This is a genomic window from Shewanella bicestrii (genome assembly GCF_002216875.1).
Taxonomy (GTDB): domain Bacteria; phylum Pseudomonadota; class Gammaproteobacteria; order Enterobacterales; family Shewanellaceae; genus Shewanella; species Shewanella seohaensis.
Genome location: NZ_CP022358.1, coordinates 4,325,415 through 4,347,154 on the forward strand (window position 1 = coordinate 4,325,415; position 21,740 = coordinate 4,347,154).

Genomic DNA, 21,740 nt, shown 5'->3' on the forward strand with positions numbered 1-21,740 from the left:
TAGTGCCAAGCTAAAATTTCATCACTTGTATCACTATCCAACACATTTGTTGGATTTGTGCATCTTTGGATTAACACAATCAGGTGTTGGGAGCTTATTATGGGATCGATCATTACAACAAAGAAAGGTTTGCTCAAACTGGTCAAAGGGCAGATCGAAGTCGAGGTTAATGGTTCAAATCAACCCGCTAAGGATGGCGAGCAACTCCCCAAAGGTGCTGTGCTTCATATCGGTGAAAATGCGACCTACGAAATCACCTTTGATGATGGTACTAAGTTATCCAATGAGGTTGAGCCTAGCATTGCTGCCACCCCCAACGCCGGCGGCCAAGCAACCCAAGACGAAATCCAAGCACTACAAGATCTCATTGCATCTGGTGAGGATCCAACCCAAAACTTACCAGAAACCGCCGCAGGTAATACCCCAGCTGGCCGTGACGGTAACTCAGGCTATGTCACCTTAGCCCGTGATGGTACAGAAGCCTTAGCGACATCTGGTTATTCAACCTCTGGACAAACGCTCACCGCAGCCACAACTGCCACACCAGAGCAAACCGTAGCAACCGACTCTCCTTCGGTATTAGTTAACGACAGTATTACGGTCGATGAGGATACTGTTGCTTCTGGCAATGTGCTCGATAACGACAGCGATGCCGACAATGTGTTAAGTGTGGTTGGATTTAATATCAACGAAACCGACTTTGCGGCGGGCACAGTTGTTACGCTCGAAGGTGGCAGCTTTATTCTCAATGCCGATGGCTCTTACAGCTTTACCCCAAATGAAAACTGGAATGGCCAAGTTCCTGTTATTACCTACACCACCAATACCGGTTCAACTGCAACCTTAACCATTAATGTCACCCCAGTTGATGACCCATCGGTATTAGCAAACGACACCAATACTGTTGCTGAAGATACCGTCGCCACAGGTAATGTGCTCGACAACGACACCGATGTCGATTCCAGCTTAAGTGTGGTGAGCTTTACAGTATCGGGCAGCACCTTTGCAGCAGGCACAACTGTCGCTCTCGAAGGCGGCAGCTTAGTACTCAATGCCGATGGCTCGTACAGCTTTACCCCGAATGAAAACTGGAATGGCCAAGTTCCAGTGATTACCTACACCACCAATACCGGTTCAACTGCAACCTTAACCATTAATGTCACCCCAGTTGATGATCCATCGGTATTAGCAAACGACACCAATACTGTTGCTGAAGATACCGTCGCCACAGGCAATGTGCTCGACAACGACACCGATGTCGATTCCAGCTTAAGTGTGGTGAGCTTTACAGTATCGGGCAGCACCTTTGCTGCAGGCACAACTGTCGCTCTCGAAGGTGGCAGCTTAGTACTCAATGCCGATGGCTCTTACAGCTTTACCCCTAATGCAGATTGGAACGGCCAAGTTCCAGTAATTACCTACACCACCAATACCGGTTCGACTGCAACTTTAACCATTAATGTCACCCCAGTTGATGATCCATCGGTATTAGCAAACGACACCAATACTGTTGCTGAAGATACCGTCGCCACAGGCAATGTGCTCGACAACGACACCGATGTCGATTCCAGCTTAAGTGTGGTGAGCTTTACAGTATCGGGCAGCACCTTTGCTGCAGGCACAACCGTCACTCTCGAAGGCGGCAGCTTAGTACTCAATGCCGATGGCTCGTACAGCTTTACCCCGAATGAAAACTGGAATGGCCAAGTTCCAGTAATTACCTACACCACCAATACCGGTTCAACTGCAACCTTAACCATTAATGTCACTCCTGTGGCCGATGGCGCACCAAGCGTTACCATTACCACTGATACAAACGATGATGGTTTTATCAGTAATGCAGAGCTCGGCGGGGCAACAGACGTCAGTGTGACCATCGGCTTAGGCGGCACAGGTGCGAATGCAGGCGATACCCTGACAGTTAATGGTGTTGACTATGTGTTGACACAAGAAGATATCAATAATGGTTATGTAAACTTAACACTTCCTGCGCCAGCTGAAGGTGAAACTATCACTGTAGTTGCAACCATTACCGATCCAGCGGGTAATACTTCGCCTGAAGGCAGTGATTCCGCGCTACTCGACACGACGGCCCCCACTATTACCGTCAGCGCGCCTGATGATACCCGAGATACCACGCCAACCATCACAGGTACAACAGATGCCGCCCCTGGTAGCGTCATCACTATTGTTGTTACTGACAGCAATGGTGTGCAGCAAACTCTTACCACCACGGTGAATCCTGACGGTACATATGCTGTTGATGTCATTAATCCAATTCCTCATGGTGGTTATACTGCAACCGCAACAGTGACAGATCCAGCTGGCAATACGGGCAATGCCACTGATAATGGTAATGTCGATATCAAGATCGATGAGGACGGCGACGGCAACACCGTGGCCATCACCAGCATCACCCAAGACACCGGTAGCTCCAGCAGCGACTTTATCACCAACGACAACACCTTAGTGTTCCACGGCACCGTCGATTTGGATGACAACAGCACCTTAGCCGTCACCATCAACGGGGTGACTTACACCACTGCTAACGGCTTAGTGATTGATGCGCAAGGTAACTGGAGTGTAGACCTGACCGGCACCGTACTGCCTGACGGCACCTACCCTGTGGTCGCCACTGTCACTGACGTGGCTGGCAACAGCAAAACCGTCACCCAAGATGTAGTGATTGATACCAAGATTGATCAAGACGGCGACGGCAACACCGTGGCCATCACCAGCATCACCCAAGACACCGGTAGCTCCAGCAGCGACTTTATCACCAACGACAACACCTTGGTGTTCCACGGCACCGTCGATTTGGATGACAACAGCACCTTAGCCGTCACCATCAACGGGGTGACTTACACCACTGCTAACGGCTTAGTGATTGATGCGCAAGGTAACTGGAGTGTAGACCTGACCGGCACCGTACTGCCTGACGGCACCTACCCTGTGGTCGCCACTGTCACTGACGTGGCCGGCAACAGCAAAACCGTCACCCAAGATGTGGTGATTGATACCAAGATTGATCAAGACGGCGACGGCAACACCGTGGCCATCACCAGCATCACCCAAGACACCGGTAGCTCCAGCAGCGACTTTATCACCAACGACAACACCTTGGTGTTCCACGGCACCGTCGATTTGGATGACAATAGCACCTTAGCCGTTACCATCAACGGGATGACTTACACCACCGCTAACGGCTTAGTGATTGATGCGCAAGGTAACTGGAGTGTGGACCTGACCGGCACCGTGCTGCCTGACGGCACCTACCCTGTGGTCGCCACCGTCACTGACGTGGCCGGCAACAGCAAAACCGTCACCCAAGATGTGGTGATTGATACCAAGATTGATCAAGACGGCGACGGCAACACCGTGGCCATCACCAGCATCACCCAAGACACCGGTAGCTCCAGCAGCGACTTTATCACCAACGACAACACCTTGGTGTTCCACGGCACCGTCGATTTGGATGACAACAGCACCTTAGCCGTTACTATCAACGGAGTGACTTACACCACCGCTAACGGCTTAGTGATTGATGCGCAAGGTAACTGGAGTGTGGACCTGACCGGCACCGTACTGCCTGACGGCATTTACACTGTGGTCGCCACTGTCACCGACATTGCAGGTAACACCACTAGTGCAACGCAAGATGTGATTGTCGATACACAGATAGGACTGGGACGAGATAACGCTGTAACAATTACAAGTATCACCGAAGATACAGGTAGTTCCAATACAGACTTTATCACCAACGACAACACCTTAGTGTTCCAAGGTACCGTAGAATTAGATGGCAACAGTAACTTGGTTGTCACGATCAATGGCGTGGAATACACCATAGGTAATGGTCTAGTGATCGATGCAAATGGCCATTGGAGCGTCGACTTAACCGGTACCGTGCTGCCTGACGGCACCTACCCCGTGGTCGCCACCGTCACCGACGTGGCCGGCAACAGCAAAACTGTCACCCAAGATGTGGTGATTGATACCAAGATTGATCAAGACGGCGACGGTAACACCGTGGCCATCACCAGCATCACCCAAGACACCGGTAGCTCCAGCAGCGACTTTATCACCAACGACAACACCTTAGTGTTCCACGGCACCGTCGATTTGGATGACAACAGTACCTTAGCCGTTACTATCAACGGAGTGACTTACACCACCGCTAACGGCTTAGTGATTGATGCGCAAGGTAACTGGAGTGTGGACCTGACCGGCACCGTACTGCCTGACGGCACCTACCCCGTGGTCGCCACCGTTACCGACGTGGCCGGCAACAGCAAAACCGTCACCCAAGATGTGGTGATTGATACCAAGATTGATCAAGACGGCGACGGCAACACCGTGGCCATCACCAGCATCACCCAAGACACCGGTAGCTCCAGCAGCGACTTTATCACCAACGACAACACCTTGGTGTTCCACGGCACCGTCGATTTGGATGACAACAGCACCTTAGCCGTCACCATCAACGGAGTGACTTACACCACCGCTAACGGCTTAGTGATTGATGCGCAAGGTAACTGGAGTGTGGACCTGACCGGCACCGTGCTGCCTGACGGCACCTACCCCGTGGTCGCCACCGTCACTGACGTGGCTGGCAACAGCAAAACCGTCACCCAAGATGTAGTGATTGATACCAAGATTGATCAAGACGGCGACGGCAACACCGTGGCCATCACCAGCATCACCCAAGACACCGGTAGCTCCAGCAGCGACTTTATCACCAACGACAACACCTTAGTGTTCCACGGCACCGTCGATTTGGATGACAACAGCACCTTAGCCGTCACCATCAACGGGGTGACTTACACCACTGCTAACGGCTTAGTGATTGATGCGCAAGGTAACTGGAGTGTAGACCTGACCGGCACCGTACTGCCTGACGGCACCTACCCTGTGGTCGCCACTGTCACTGACGTGGCTGGCAACAGCAAAACCGTCACCCAAGATGTGGTGATTGATACCAAGATTGATCAAGACGGCGACGGCAACACCGTGGCCATCACCAGCATCACCCAAGACACCGGTAGCTCCAGCAGCGACTTTATCACCAACGACAACACCTTGGTGTTCCACGGCACCGTCGATTTGGATGACAATAGCACCTTAGCCGTCACCATCAACGGAGTGACTTACACCACCGCTAACGGCTTAGTGATTGATGCGCAAGGTAACTGGAGTGTGGACCTGACCGGCACCGTGCTGCCTGACGGCACCTACCCTGTGGTCGCCACCGTCACTGACGTGGCCGGCAACAGCAAAACCGTCACCCAAGATGTGGTGATTGATACCAAGATTGATCAAGACGGCGACGGCAACACCGTGGCCATCACCAGCATCACCCAAGACACCGGTAGCTCCAGCAGCGACTTTATCACCAACGACAACACCTTGGTGTTCCACGGCACCGTCGATTTGGATGACAACAGCACCTTAGCCGTTACTATCAACGGAGTGACTTACACCACCGCTAACGGCTTAGTGATTGATGCGCAAGGTAACTGGAGTGTGGACCTGACCGGCACCGTACTGCCTGACGGCACCTACCCCGTGGTCGCCACCGTCACCGACGTGGCCGGCAACAGCAAAACCGTCACCCAAGATGTAGTGATTGATCTAAACGCCCCTGCCGTCAGCCTCACCATCACCGAAGATGCTAACAATGATGGTCTGCTCAGCAGTGCTGAACTCAGCGGTCAAGTGAACTACCAAGTCACCCTCGGTGCGGGTACCGCCATCGGCGACACCTTAGTGATTGTCGACCAAGATGGTAATGTGCTGTTTAATGGCGCCGTCACTCAAACCATGCTCGATAATGGTCTGAGCTTAGCCGTCGATGCCCCTGCAGACGGTCAAACCCTAACCTTAACCGCCACCGTCACTGACCCAGCGGGTAATACCGATAGCGCCAGCGACAGTGTCACAATTGACACCACCGCACCAAGTGCACCGACCGTATTAATCGTCGATGACGGCAACCCAGGTGATGGCTTACTAACGCAAAGTGAAATCAACAGTAATGGTGCAGGCGTTCAGTTAACCGTCGGCATCAATGCGACCGACTTCAGTGCCGGCGGCCATGTTAGCCTGACCATCGTTAATGCTGGCGTGACCACCACGGTTGAACTGACCTTAGTCAATGGCGTGCTGTACGCTAATGGCAGCCCAACGACCAGCTTCAGCTACAACAACGGCGTCATCAGCTGGACCGAAACCGCACCGGCTGACGGTCAAAGCATCACGGTGACAGCAACACAAACCGATGCGGCGGGTAACACCTCTGCACCAGGCTCTGACACTGCAACCGTAGACACCACCGCACCAAGTGCACCGACCGTATTAATCGTCGATGACGGCAACCCAGGTGATGGCTTACTAACGCAAAGTGAAATCAACAGTAATGGTGCAGGCGTTCAGTTAACCGTCGGCATCAATGCGACCGACTTCAGTGCAGGCGGCCATGTTAGCCTGACCATCGTTAATGCTGGCGTGACCACCACGGTTGAACTGACCTTAGTCAATGGCGTGCTGTACGCTAATGGCAGCCCAACGACCAGCTTCAGCTACAACAACGGCGTCATCAGCTGGACCGAAACCGCACCGGCTGACGGTCAAAGCATCACGGTGACAGCAACACAAACCGATGCGGCGGGTAACACCTCTGCACCAGGCTCTGACACTGCAACCGTAGACACCACCGCACCAAGTGCACCGACCGTATTAATCGTCGATGACGGCAACCCAGGTGATGGCTTACTAACGCAAAGTGAAATCAACAGTAATGGTGCAGGCGTTCAGTTAACCGTCGGCATCAATGCGACCGACTTCAGTGCAGGCGGCCATGTTAGCCTGACCATCGTTAATGCTGGCGTGACCACCACGGTTGAACTGACCTTAGTCAATGGCGTGCTGTACGCTAATGGCAGCCCAACGACCAGCTTCAGCTACAACAACGGCGTCATCAGCTGGACCGAAACCGCACCGGCTGACGGTCAAAGCATCACGGTGACAGCAACACAAACCGATGCGGCGGGTAACACCTCTGCACCAGGCTCTGACACTGCAACCGTAGACACCACCGCACCAAGTGCACCGACCGTATTAATCGTCGATGACGGCAACCCAGGTGATGGCTTACTAACGCAAAGTGAAATCAACAGTAATGGTGCAGGCGTTCAGTTAACCGTCGGCATCAATGCGACCGACTTCAGTGCAGGCGGCCATGTTAGCCTGACCATCGTTAATGCTGGCGTGACCACCACGGTTGAACTGACCTTAGTCAATGGCGTGCTGTACGCTAATGGCAGCCCAACGACCAGCTTCAGCTACAACAACGGCGTCATCAGCTGGACCGAAACCGCACCGGCTGACGGTCAAAGCATCACGGTGACAGCAACACAAACCGATGCGGCGGGTAACACCTCTGCACCAGGCTCTGACACTGCAACCGTAGACACCACCGCACCAAGTGCACCGACCGTATTAATCGTCGATGACGGCAACCCAGGTGATGGCTTACTAACGCAAAGTGAAATCAACAGTAATGGTGCAGGCGTTCAGTTAACCGTCGGCATCAATGCGACCGACTTCAGTGCAGGCGGCCATGTTAGCCTGACCATCGTTAATGCTGGCGTGACCACCACGGTTGAACTGACCTTAGTCAATGGCGTGCTGTACGCTAATGGCAGCCCAACGACCAGCTTCAGCTACAACAACGGCGTCATCAGCTGGACCGAAACCGCACCGGCTGACGGTCAAAGCATCACGGTCACCGCTACGCAAACCGATAAGGCGGGTAACACTTCTGCTGAAGGTTCTGACACGGCTCTGGTTGACACCACAGCACCCACTGCACCGACCGTATTAATTGTCGATGACGCTAATCCAGATGATGGCCTGTTAACTGCAGCCGAAATGGGCAACGATGGCGTGCAGCTTACCGTATCAATCAACGGCACTGATTTCGAAGCAGGCGGTTATGTCACGCTCACCATCAACGGTGGCGCAGCAATTGAACTGAGCTTTGCTGACTTCACTGACAATGGCACTGGTACCCTGACCTATGGTAACTATACCTACGCTAACGGCGTTATCAGCTGGACTGAAACTGCCCCAGCTGACGGTCAAAGCATCACGGTCACCGCTACGCAAACCGATAAGGCGGGTAACACTTCTGCTGAAGGTTCTGACACGGCTCTGGTTGACACCACAGCACCCACTGCACCGACCGTATTAATTGTCGATGACGCTAATCCAGATGATGGCCTGTTAACTGCAGCCGAAATGGGCAACGATGGCGTGCAGCTTACCGTATCAATCAACGGCACTGATTTCGAAGCAGGCGGTTATGTCACGCTCACCATCAACGGTGGCGCAGCAATTGAACTAAGCTTTGCTGACTTCACTGACAATGGCACTGGTACCCTGACCTATGGTAACTATACCTACGCTAACGGCGTTATCAGCTGGACTGAAACTGCCCCAGCTGACGGTCAAAGCATCACGGTCACCGCTACGCAAACCGATAAGGCGGGTAACACTTCTGCTGAAGGTTCTGACACGGCTCTGGTTGACACCACAGCACCCACTGCACCGACCGTATTAATTGTCGATGACGCTAATCCAGATGATGGCCTGTTAACTGCAGCCGAAATGGGCAACGATGGCGTGCAGCTTACCGTATCAATCAACGGCACTGATTTCGAAGCAGGCGGTTATGTCACGCTCACCATCAACGGTGGCGCAGCAATTGAACTGAGCTTTGCTGACTTCACTGACAATGGCACTGGTACCCTGACCTATGGTAACTATACCTACGCTAACGGCGTTATCAGCTGGACTGAAACTGCCCCAGCTGACGGTCAAAGCATCACGGTCACCGCTACGCAAACCGATAAGGCGGGTAACACTTCTGCTGAAGGTTCTGACACGGCTCTGGTTGACACCACAGCACCCACTGCACCGACCGTATTAATTGTCGATGACGCTAATCCAGATGATGGCCTGTTAACTGCAGCCGAAATGGGCAACGATGGCGTGCAGCTTACCGTATCAATCAACGGCACTGATTTCGAAGCAGGCGGTTATGTCACGCTCACCATCAACGGTGGCGCAGCAATTGAACTAAGCTTTGCTGACTTCACTGACAATGGCACTGGTACCCTGACCTATGGTAACTATACCTACGCTAACGGCGTTATCAGCTGGACTGAAACTGCCCCAGCTGACGGTCAAAGCATCACGGTCACCGCTACGCAAACCGATAAGGCGGGTAACACTTCTGCTGAAGGTTCTGACACGGCTCTGGTTGACACCACAGCACCCACTGCACCGACCGTATTAATTGTCGATGACGCTAATCCAGATGATGGCCTGTTAACTGCAGCCGAAATGGGCAACGATGGCGTGCAGCTTACCGTATCAATCAACGGCACTGATTTCGAAGCAGGCGGTTATGTCACGCTCACCATCAACGGTGGCGCAGCAATTGAACTGAGCTTTGCTGACTTCACTGACAATGGCACTGGTACCCTGACCTATGGTAACTATACCTACGCTAACGGCGTTATCAGCTGGACTGAAACTGCCCCAGCTGACGGTCAAAGCATCACGGTCACCGCTACGCAAACCGATAAGGCGGGTAACACTTCTGCTGAAGGTTCTGACACGGCTCTGGTTGACACCACAGCACCCACTGCACCGACCGTATTAATTGTCGATGACGCTAATCCAGATGATGGCCTGTTAACTGCAGCCGAAATGGGCAACGATGGCGTGCAGCTTACCGTATCAATCAACGGCACTGATTTCGAAGCAGGCGGTTATGTCACGCTCACCATCAACGGTGGCGCAGCAATTGAACTAAGCTTTGCTGACTTCACTGACAATGGCACTGGTACCCTGACCTATGGTAACTATACCTACGCTAACGGCGTTATCAGCTGGACTGAAACTGCCCCAGCTGACGGTCAAAGCATCACGGTCACCGCTACGCAAACCGATAAGGCGGGTAACACTTCTGCTGAAGGTTCTGACACGGCTCTGGTTGACACCACAGCACCCACTGCACCGACCGTATTAATTGTCGATGACGCTAATCCAGATGATGGCCTGTTAACTGCAGCCGAAATGGGCAACGATGGCGTGCAGCTTACCGTATCAATCAACGGCACTGATTTCGAAGCAGGCGGTTATGTCACGCTCACCATCAACGGTGGCGCAGCAATTGAACTAAGCTTTGCTGACTTCACTGACAATGGCACTGGTACCCTGACCTATGGTAACTATACCTACGCTAACGGCGTTATCAGCTGGACTGAAACTGCCCCAGCTGACGGTCAAAGCATCACGGTCACCGCTACGCAAACCGATAAGGCGGGTAACACTTCTGCTGAAGGTTCTGACACGGCTCTGGTTGACACCACAGCACCCACTGCACCGACCGTATTAATTGTCGATGACGCTAATCCAGATGATGGCCTGTTAACTGCAGCCGAAATGGGCAACGATGGCGTGCAGCTTACCGTATCAATCAACGGCACTGATTTCGAAGCAGGCGGTTATGTCACGCTCACCATCAACGGTGGCGCAGCAATTGAACTGAGCTTTGCTGACTTCACTGACAATGGCACTGGTACCCTGACCTATGGTAACTATACCTACGCTAACGGCGTTATCAGCTGGACTGAAACTGCCCCAGCTGACGGTCAAAGCATCACGGTCACCGCTACGCAAACCGATAAGGCGGGTAACACTTCTGCTGAAGGTTCTGACACGGCTCTGGTTGACACCACAGCACCCACTGCACCGACCGTATTAATTGTCGATGACGCTAATCCAGATGATGGCCTGTTAACTGCAGCCGAAATGGGCAACGATGGCGTGCAGCTTACCGTATCAATCAACGGCACTGATTTCGAAGCAGGCGGTTATGTCACGCTCACCATCAACGGTGGCGCAGCAATTGAACTGAGCTTTGCTGACTTCACTGACAATGGCACTGGTACCCTGACCTATGGTAACTATACCTACGCTAACGGCGTTATCAGCTGGACTGAAACTGCCCCAGCTGACGGTCAAAGCATCACGGTCACCGCTACGCAAACCGATAAGGCGGGTAACACTTCTGCTGAAGGTTCTGACACGGCTCTGGTTGACACCACAGCACCCACTGCACCGACCGTATTAATTGTCGATGACGCTAATCCAGATGATGGCCTGTTAACTGCAGCCGAAATGGGCAACGATGGCGTGCAGCTTACCGTATCAATCAACGGCACTGATTTCGAAGCAGGCGGTTATGTCACGCTCACCATCAACGGTGGCGCAGCAATTGAACTAAGCTTTGCTGACTTCACTGACAATGGCACTGGTACCCTGACCTATGGTAACTATACCTACGCTAACGGCGTTATCAGCTGGACTGAAACTGCCCCAGCTGACGGTCAAAGCATCACGGTCACCGCTACGCAAACCGATAAGGCGGGTAACACTTCTGCTGAAGGTTCTGACACGGCTCTGGTTGACACCACAGCACCCACTGCACCGACCGTATTAATTGTCGATGACGCTAATCCAGATGATGGCCTGTTAACTGCAGCCGAAATGGGCAACGATGGCGTGCAGCTTACCGTATCAATCAACGGCACTGATTTCGAAGCAGGCGGTTATGTCACGCTCACCATCAACGGTGGCGCAGCAATTGAACTAAGCTTTGCTGACTTCACTGACAATGGCACTGGTACCCTGACCTATGGTAACTATACCTACGCTAACGGCGTTATCAGCTGGACTGAAACTGCCCCAGCTGACGGTCAAAGCATCACGGTCACCGCTACGCAAACCGATAAGGCGGGTAACACTTCTGCTGAAGGTTCTGACACGGCTCTGGTTGACACCACAGCACCCACTGCACCGACCGTATTAATTGTCGATGACGCTAATCCAGATGATGGCCTGTTAACTGCAGCCGAAATGGGCAACGATGGCGTGCAGCTTACCGTATCAATCAACGGCACTGATTTCGAAGCAGGCGGTTATGTCACGCTCACCATCAACGGTGGCGCAGCAATTGAACTGAGCTTTGCTGACTTCACTGACAATGGCACTGGTACCCTGACCTATGGTAACTATACCTACGCTAACGGCGTTATCAGCTGGACTGAAACTGCCCCAGCTGACGGTCAAAGCATCACGGTCACCGCTACGCAAACCGATAAGGCGGGTAACACTTCTGCTGAAGGTTCTGACACGGCTCTGGTTGACACCACAGCACCCACTGCACCGACCGTATTAATTGTCGATGACGCTAATCCAGATGATGGCCTGTTAACTGCAGCCGAAATGGGCAACGATGGCGTGCAGCTTACCGTATCAATCAACGGCACTGATTTCGAAGCAGGCGGTTATGTCACGCTCACCATCAACGGTGGCGCAGCAATTGAACTGAGCTTTGCTGACTTCACTGACAATGGCACTGGTACCCTGACCTATGGTAACTATACCTACGCTAACGGCGTTATCAGCTGGACTGAAACTGCCCCAGCTGACGGTCAAAGCATCACGGTCACCGCTACGCAAACCGATAAGGCGGGTAACACTTCTGCTGAAGGTTCTGACACGGCTCTGGTTGACACCACAGCACCCACTGCACCGACCGTATTAATTGTCGATGACGCTAATCCAGATGATGGCCTGCTGACGCAAGGCGAAATCGACGGAAATGGTGCAGGTGTACAGTTGACCGTGAGCATCGATGCCGAGGACTTCAGTGCTGGCGGTCACGTGAACCTGACTATCGTCAATGCTGGCGTGACCACCAATGTGGAATTAAAGCTGGTGAATGGCGAGCTGCAGTTTGCCAATGGCAATCCTGCGACTGGCTACAGCTACAACGCCACCACGGGCGTGATCAGCTGGACGGAAACGCGTCCGGCGGACGGTGCACTGCTGAAGGTGGAAGCAACCCAAACCGACAAGGCAGGTAACACCTCAGACAAGGGCAGCGACCAAGCGACTGTCATTTATACGAGTGACGATAGCTTTACCAAGCAAGAAGATCAGTTAGTAACAGGTCAACTTTTGACTAACGACCATTCAAGTAATACAAGTATCGTCAGCTTTACCGTCATGTATAACGGCACACTAACAAGCTTCAATGCAGGTCAAACTGTGGCCCTTTCCATAGGTAGCTTGCTAATACAAGCTAATGGAGAGTTCAAATTTATACCTAATCAACACTGGTCAGGCGATGTGTCCACTGTTACGTACACGACTAATACGGGAGATACGGCAACACTCAATATTACAGTACAACCAGTTGCCGATAAGCCATTGGTTGACGTGATACTGACCGCTAATGGCACACCACTTTACAGTGGTTTCATCAGCTCAGGAATTACAACTGAACAGTTCCGCAATGGCGATTTTACTCACCAACCATTCAATACTGGAGCTAAACAAACAGATGCTTCCAGTGGCCAAGATACAGTATATGGTTCGAATGGAAACGATCACATAGTTAGCACGAATGGCGGTGGAGATCACTTGCTTGGTTATGCTGGCAATGATGTGCTAGTCGGCGGAGATGCTATTCAAGGTGATACAATTAATGGCGGTATTGGGAATGATATCTTAGTTGCAGGACTTGGCCAAGATAGCTTATATGGTGGCGAAGGGAATGATATTGCCGTCCTTATGGGCAATCGCGCTGATTATATCATCACGAAAGACTATAGATATTCACAGTGGGACAACTGGTTCAACTTCACAACAATTGAGCACGGACAAACAATAACAAAAGCACTGCACGATATCGAATATATCCAATTTGATGACGGCATTTATGAATTGGACAAGAACACTGGTGAGCTCGTCATGGTTCAGCCAACCTATGTTGACTACCCAGTTGAAATCCATGCATCTCTAACTGATCGTGACGGCAGCGAATTGCTCGACTCCATTGAATTGAGTGGTTTGCCTGCTGGCACACAAGTGTTCTACAACGGACAACTACTCGGTGTAGCTGACAATGATGGCAAGCTACTGCTAGATTACGACGGCCCTGATGGCTGGACTGGTGGCAATCTCTGGGCTGAAAATGCACTGGACGCTACGTTGACTGGAGTCACAATTCGCGTTCCAGGAACAAGTGCAGGTCAGGTTGACTTGGTAGTTGAAGCGGTTGCCAGAGAGAAAGGGACCGATCTCACTAATTCTGCAACGGGTGAAGATACCATCCGTCTTGATTACTTCAAGGGCACAGAAGGTGAGCCAGGAGACCAAAATGTCAATTTTGGCAGCGAACACAATATTGTTGTGGGAGACCTTGACGGTAGCATTGTTCTGCCAGGTCAAAACTACAATATTGCCTTTATGGTCGATAGCTCAGGCAGTATTAACGCTGATACGCTAGAGACGATGAAATTGCAGTTGGCTCAGGTATTGGAAACCCTCAAAGACAGTGCAAGCGGCCAACAAAGTGGTACGGTGAAAATTTTCTTGGTTGATTTTGATACTCACGCCAAGGGCAGCATCAGTGTAGATCTTAGTGACCCCAATGCATTAGATATTCTTCAAGATGCCTTAGATGATATGAGCAGCGGCGGCGGCACCAACTATGAGGATGTATTCACAACTACGGCCAACTGGTTCGCCAATGGTGATGCCCAAAATAATAGTGGGGCTACTAATCTTGCTTTCTTTATCACTGACGGCAAACCGACCTACTATAATGCTGATGCGGGTGGTAACCCAAAGGTCTACGACACATGGCCGAACAATAATGATCGTAGCTTGTCACAAGTCATCGGCACTGGCTACGTATTCGGCCAAGTCTATACCGTTAACGGGCATGTAGTGATTGATGAAAATGGTAATGTGTTCCGCGTAGAAGAGGACTTCTACAGCGTGAGCCGGAGCCCTGTTGGAGCAATGCGACCCGATGCCCAAGGTAACTATCAGTACTATGCTTTAGCTGGTAATGGTAGAGACTCCAGCGCGGATACTATATCAAATTCCCAAGCAGGCTTTGCATTGCTCTCAAGCCTAGGCGTCACGGTTCAAGCCATCGGCATGGGTTCGAACATCGATGAGGATGACCTATTACCTTATGACTCTGATGATAATGTTCAAACGAATGTTGATGCTGATGATCTAGCCGATGCAATTCTTGGCGACCAAGTTAACGCCATACCAGGCGCAGATCGTTTTGATGGTGGTGCTGGAGATGATGTCATCTTTGGTGATGCGATACACTTTACTGGCATTAGTGGCCAAGGCTTCGCCGCTATTAAAGCCTACGTTGCCGATAAGCTAGGTATAGCTGATGCTAGTGATGCCCAAGTTCACAGATACATCAGTGAACATAGTGACGAGTTTGACCAATCTGGTGCAAACGACAAAGCAGACATCATTTTGGGTGGTGCTGGTAATGACATTCTATTCGGTCAGGGCGGCAATGATTATTTGGATGGAGGTGCTGGTAAAGATACTCTCTATGGTGGCAATGGTAACGATACTTTGATTGGCGGTGCAGGTAACGATACTCTGATTGGCGGTGCAGGTAACGACACTCTGATCGGTGGCCTTGGTGATGATGTCCTACGTGGTGATAGTGGTAATGATACCTTCGTATGGCGCTATGCGGATGCTGACAAAGGCACAGACCACATCATGGACTTCAATGTGAGTGAAGATAAGCTCGATCTGAGTGATTTACTCCAAGGAGAAACGGCTGGCACGTTAGAAAGCTATCTGAACTTTAGCTTAGATAGCAATGGTTCTACCGTTATCGATATCGATGCTAACAAGGATGGTGTATTTGATCAGCATATCGTGCTCGATGGGGTTAATCTCTATAGCCAATATGGTGCGACAGATAATGCAGGGATTATCAATGGATTACTTGGTACTAATGGTAATGGCCCACTCATTATCGATGCAGCGCCCGTGACACCAGATGCACCACAAGGAGTGACGCCACTGATAGACCCTCATAATAATGGCACTATGATTCCTTAATAAAATCAGTTCGGATGGCCTATAGAAATATAGGCCATCATGACCGATACTTCTGATAATCAAATAAAAATCAAAGGATAGATAAGAGGTGCCTGTTACAGCTTCTGAAAAAGTTGAACAGTGGACTATTTCCGCTTCACAGCGAGTAATAGTAGACCCACTGTTAGATTGTTTAGTGCTCCTTACTGAACATTTTGGGAATCCATGCTCAAGTGATTCACTTGCGGCAGGCTTGCCTTTGTCTGGAGCGGTACTAACACCCGATCTGCTCCCTCAAGCAGCATCACGCGCAGGATTAGCGGCAAAATTATCTCGTAAAGGTTTAAATGAGATATCGCCAATACTGCTACCCTGCATCTTATTATTAAAGGATAAAAAAGCCTGTGTTTTGCGGGAGTTTGACATCGAATCCGATCGAGCTGTCATTCAAATGCCCGAGACAGGGGGCGAGGAAATACTCACAATAGAATCGCTTGAAACTCTGTATGTTGGCTATCTATTTCTCGTTAAACAAGAATATCGTGGGGACATGGGGTTCGATGTCTATTTACACGACAACAAAACCCACTGGTTAGTCCAAACTCTCAAGGACTCAGCCCCCATTTACCGTGATGCCTTAATTGCCTCGATTCTCGTGAATATTTTCGCGTTGGTTTCTCCGCTGTTTATCATGAATGTGTACGATAAAGTCGTACCTAACCTTGCATTTGATTCACTTTGGGTATTAGCAATTGGTGCATCCATTGCGTATTTATTTGACCTTGTTATGCGTCAACTAAGAAGCTATTTAATTGATGTGGCAGGTAAAAAGGTAGATATCATTGTTTCATCTCGTCTATTTGCGAAGGCAATTGGGATTCCATTAGAAAAACGCTCTCCGAGTGTTGGAGGCATGGCAAAACAACTTGGGGAGTTTGATAGTATTCGGGAAATATTAACCTCTGCGACTATTACAACCTTAGTTGATCTTCCTTTTGCATTATTTTTCTTGATTGTCATTTATATCGTTTCAGGGGATTTAGCCGTTATTCCAGTTGTTGGAGGCTTGATCATTCTTGGTTTTACGCTGTATACACAGCCCAAGTTAAAAGCGGCTATCGAAGAAGGTAATAAATTCTCCAGCTTAAAACATGGACATTTGATTGAAAGTCTCTCTGCACTTGAATCGATTAAGGCTAACGGAGCAGAAGGAATTGTGCAAAAAAGCTGGCAACAGATGATTGGCCATAGTGCTAACTGGCAATTGCGCTCGAAAAAGCTCTCAAATTCAGTCTCGAATTTCGCTAACTTTATCGTGCAATTTACCGTGGTCTGCGTGGTAATTTTAGGTGTTTACCGTGTGTCGGATAATGCAATTTCCATGGGCGGCATTATTGCGGCTGTGATGTTATCAAGTAGGGCGATAGCTCCAATGGCGCAACTCGCGGGATTGTTAACACGCGCCAATCACACCGCCAGTGCTCTACGACAGCTCAACGAACTTATGACCCAAGAAGATGAATTTGAAAATAAAGGTCATCTGGTGAGTAAGTTGCGGTTAATCGGGAAAATTAACGCTGATCATGTTGGCTTCAGTTATCCTGGCTCTGAAAAACCGGTACTTCATCCGCTCACATTAACGATTAATCCTGGTGAGCGAGTTGCAATTATTGGCCGCAATGGTTCAGGTAAAAGTACTTTAGCTAAACTTCTGGTTGGACTCTTCCAACCCACAACAGGCAGCCTGCGGTACGACGGTGTCGACTCTGCCCAAATCCATCCCAGTGATTTGCGCCGTAACTTTGGCTACTTACCTCAAGATGTCACCCTATTCCATGGAACAATCAGGGACAACATTCTATTTGGTACTCGCCAAGTGACTGAGCATCAACTGATCCGTGCGGTACAACTGTCCGGTGTTAGCCAGTTCACTCACTTAGAAGCAGAGGGTCTGGATCAGCAGGTGGGCGAAGGCGGCATGTCACTGAGCCGCGGTCAAAGACAAACCGTTGCCCTTGCCCGTGCCACACTTAACGATCCACCAGTACTGTTAATGGATGAACCCACAGCCAGTTTGGATGCCCGAGCGGAACAACAATTTATCCGCTCAATGCAAAATGTTAGCAAGGATAGAACCTTGCTACTAATCACTCATAAAATGCATTTATTACAATTGGTTGACCGAATTATTGTGCTGGAACGCGGCCATGTGGTTGCCGACGGTCCTAAAGCCGAAGTGTTAGAAAAACTCAATTTTGGCCTAGTTAATGGAGGCGCCAGAAAATGAGCAAACACCTCACGGCAAATGATTTAGATATGGTCGATGATGTTTATGGCGCAATTATGACTGATGCTCCTAGTGGGCACAGATTAATTATTTGGGCTTTAGCTGCCATGGTCGCCTGTTTTTTGTTATGGGCAGGTTTTGCCAAACTCGATAAGGTGACAACGGGTTCTGGGAAAGTTATCCCTTCTTCTCAAGTTCAAGTCATTCAAAGTCTCGACGGCGGTATCATGCAAGAACTCTTTGTGAGAGAAGGGGATATTGTCACTAAAGGGCAACCCCTTGTTAGGATTGATGATACACGTTTTCGTTCTGACTTTGCTCAACAGGAGCAAGAGGTTTTAGGTTTAAAAACGAATGCAATTCGCATGCGCGCAGAATTAGATAGCATTCTAATCTCTGATATGACTTCTGACTGGCGTGAGCAAGTAAAAATAACCAAAAAAGCTTTGGTATTCCCCGATAGCATTACAGAAGCAGAGCCTGCATTAGTTAGGAGGCAGCAAGAAGAATATAATGGGCGCTTAGACAATCTGAGCAACCAACTGGAGATTCTGGTTCGTCAGATACAACAAAGACAACAAGAAATCGATGACCTTGCCTCAAAAACTACGACCTTAACAACCAGTATGCAGTTGATTTCTAGGGAGTTAGAGCTTACGAGGCCTCTGGCTAAAAAAGGGATTGTGCCCGAAGTTGAATTACTTAAACTCGAACGCGCAGTGAACGATGCCCAAGGGGAATTAAACTCATTGAGACTGCTTAGACCAAAACTGAAAGCAGCATTAGATGAAGCCATATTAAAACGCCGTGAGGCGGTGTTTGTTTATGCCGCAGACCTTCGTGCACAGCTAAACGAAACACAAACTCGATTATCAAGAATGAACGAAGCCCAAGTTGGTGCCCAGGATAAGGTAAGCAAAGCGGTGATTACATCGCCGGTAAATGGCACGATCAAAACTGTGCATATCAATACGTTAGGAGGAGTTGTCCAACCGGGTGTTGATATTATTGAAATTGTCCCATCCGAAGATCAACTATTGATAGAAACCAAAATCCTTCCTAAGGATATTGCGTTTTTACACACAGGTTTACCTGCAGTCGTTAAGGTAACGGCATATGATTTTACTCGTTACGGGGGTCTTAAAGGTACAGTCGAACATATTAGTGCCGATACATCACAGGACGATGAGGGAAATAGCTTCTACCTTATAAAGGTGAGAACCGAAGAATCAAGTTTAATCAAAGACGATGGCACGCAGATGCCAATTATACCGGGGATGTTAACGACCGTTGATGTCATAACCGGACAAAGATCCATTCTTGAGTACATTTTAAATCCAATTTTAAGGGCTAAGGACACAGCGCTCAGAGAGCGTTAAGCCTGTTATAAACCGGGAGGTTTGCAATGAAGACTTTAGTAAGACGACAATTTCAATGTTCAAAAATAGCTGTGTTGTTATCAGCTATCTTGCTTCCACTATCAGCTCAAAGCCAAACGTTAGAGCAAGCGGTTGCGCATACACTCGATACCAACCCAGATCTACGCGTGGCTTTTAATCGCTTTAAAGCTAGAGAAGAGCAAGTGAATCAAGCTATTGCTGGTTATATGCCTACAGTAGATATCACTGGTGGTTATGGCTATGAGCAAACCGATAGTGTCTCAACCCGCAGACGCAAAAATGTCGGCGATGTTGATAGCAATGGTGTTGCTGAGCTAAACCGTGGTGAATTTGGTATTAGCCTTAAACAAATGCTATTCGATGGTTTTTATACCAGCAGTGAAGTTGACCGTTATAGCTTTGAAGCCAGTGCAGACCAATGGGCCCTTCTTGCCGCAGCAGAAGATATGGCATTGGATGTCAGCAAAGTTTATCTAAACTACCTTCGTACTGATGAAGTATTGAAGTTGGCTGAAAAAAATCTCAATAGCCATAAAGAAATTTATGACCAAATCAAGCAACGTACCGATTCAGGTTTAGGCTCAACCGCCGACCTATCACAGATTTCAGGTCGTCTTGCCCGTGCAAACGCTAACGTAATTTCGGCACGTAATAATTTACTCGATGCTAAAGCCCAGTTTATCCGTGTCGTGTCCGCTGAACCCGTTGACTTAATTCAACCCGTTCCTGATGCAGATATGTTGCCTAAGGATTTAAACAGCAGCCTAGCAGACGCTCAAAAAAATCATCCTATTCTCAAATCTGCAGCAAATGACATTCGTGCCGCTGAAAATGAACGCTCATCGGCCCAAGCCAATTATTATCCACAAGTCTCGTTAGAACTTAACGGTAGCTGGAATAATGATGTGGGTGGTGAGGATGGTGTAAGTGCTATCGCGAGCCAAAATGTCGGTGGGTATAGCAATGATATCGTTGCTATGGTGAGAGTGAGATACAACCTGTTCGCTGGCGGTAAAGATCTCGCCCGCGAAAAAGAAACAGCCTACAAGTTAGGTGAGGCCAAAGAAATCCGTCAACGCGCGCAGCGTGAAGTGGTTGAAGGCGTGAACTTAGCGTGGAACGCCTATGAAATGCTGGCCCCACAGAAACAATATATCCGCGACCATGTGATGGCTGCAAAAGATACCCAATCTGCCTACGCCCAACAGTTTAACTTGGGTCAACGCAGTTTACTCGACTTACTCGATACCGAAAACGAGCTGTTTGAGGCACGTAAAGATTACTTACAAGCCGAATACGATGAAATCATTGCTAAATATCGCGTACTCAACTCTACTGGACGTTTGCTTGACTCCTTAAAAGTCACTCGCCCAGAAGCATGGCGTGGTGAACGCAACTACGAGGGAGGAGCTAACCAATGAAAACCGTAATCCTATTTATGAGCGTGGCACTTTTAGCTGGTTGTTCCATGCGGGATACCGTTAATATTGAAGAAATGACCACGACTCAGGCCTATGATCTGTCCGACAAGGATGGTGATGGCGTGATTGAAGCGCGTGAGCGTTGCAACGACACCGCCAAAGGCGCTGGTACGGATAATTATGGCTGCGGTCAAATAAAAGCAATTAATGAGCGTAAGGAAATCAATGTATTATTTCCAAACGACTCAGCTTATATTGCACCAGAGTACTATCCACAGATTGAAGAAATTGCGATGTTTTTACGTCAATATCCCACGACTAAAGTGACTATCGAAGGTCACACTAGCCGCACTGGGACAGATGAAAGAAACGCCGTACTTTCTCAAGAACGTGCTGATGCCGTCACCGCGGTGCTAGCAGACCGTTTCAGCATCGACAGATCTCGACTCACAGCCATTGGCTACGGCTCTAGCCGTCCATTGGTACTCGAGCATACGCCTGATGCTGAAACCCGTAACCGCCGCGTAGTCGCGGAAGTGACCGGTGATGATACGACGACAGATATGAAATGGACGATTTACTCTGTCGATGAACCCACTAAATAAAGGCTAACAGACT

General features: G+C 49.7%; 5 protein-coding genes. All 5 read left to right on the plus strand.

From position 1 onward, the window contains the following. The first annotated feature begins 99 nt into the window (after nt 1–99). Nucleotides 100–16,035: an Ig-like domain-containing protein gene (locus CF168_RS18935; protein ID WP_089068654.1), complete on the plus strand. Its 15,936-nt coding sequence runs from the start codon at nt 100–102 to the stop codon at nt 16,033–16,035. Between the two features lie 88 nt (nt 16,036–16,123). Further along, a complete protein-coding gene (locus CF168_RS18940; protein ID WP_089068655.1) occupies nt 16,124–18,301 on the plus strand; it encodes a type I secretion system permease/ATPase in 2,178 nt (725 codons plus the stop codon). Continuing rightward, the gene (locus CF168_RS18945; RefSeq protein WP_011715607.1) at nt 18,298–19,680 is read left to right on the plus strand and encodes an HlyD family type I secretion periplasmic adaptor subunit; all 1,383 of its coding nucleotides are present in this window, start codon (nt 18,298–18,300) and stop codon (nt 19,678–19,680) included. Before CF168_RS18940 ends, CF168_RS18945 begins: the two co-directional genes overlap by 4 nt. A gap of 26 nt (nt 19,681–19,706) precedes the next feature. After that, on the plus strand, nt 19,707–21,122 hold the full coding sequence (gene aggA, locus CF168_RS18950; protein WP_089068656.1) for a type I protein secretion system protein AggA: 1,416 nt from the start codon (nt 19,707–19,709) through the stop codon (nt 21,120–21,122). Continuing rightward, entirely contained in the window at nt 21,119–21,727 is a 609-nt protein-coding gene (locus tag CF168_RS18955) for an OmpA family protein (protein WP_011715605.1), read from the plus strand. Before aggA ends, CF168_RS18955 begins: the two co-directional genes overlap by 4 nt. Nucleotides 21,728–21,740 lie beyond the last annotated feature (13 nt).

Bases quoted from the DNA above. Each gene is read 5' to 3' on its own strand.
- CF168_RS18935 (WP_089068654.1), top strand. From the start codon at position 100: ATGGGATCGATCATTACAACAAAGAAAGGTTTGCTCAAACTGGTCAAA.
- CF168_RS18945 (WP_011715607.1), top strand. From the start codon at position 18,298: ATGAGCAAACACCTCACGGCAAATGATTTAGATATGGTCGATGATGTT.
- aggA (WP_089068656.1), top strand. From the start codon at position 19,707: ATGAAGACTTTAGTAAGACGACAATTTCAATGTTCAAAAATAGCTGTG.
- CF168_RS18955 (WP_011715605.1), top strand. From the start codon at position 21,119: ATGAAAACCGTAATCCTATTTATGAGCGTGGCACTTTTAGCTGGTTGT.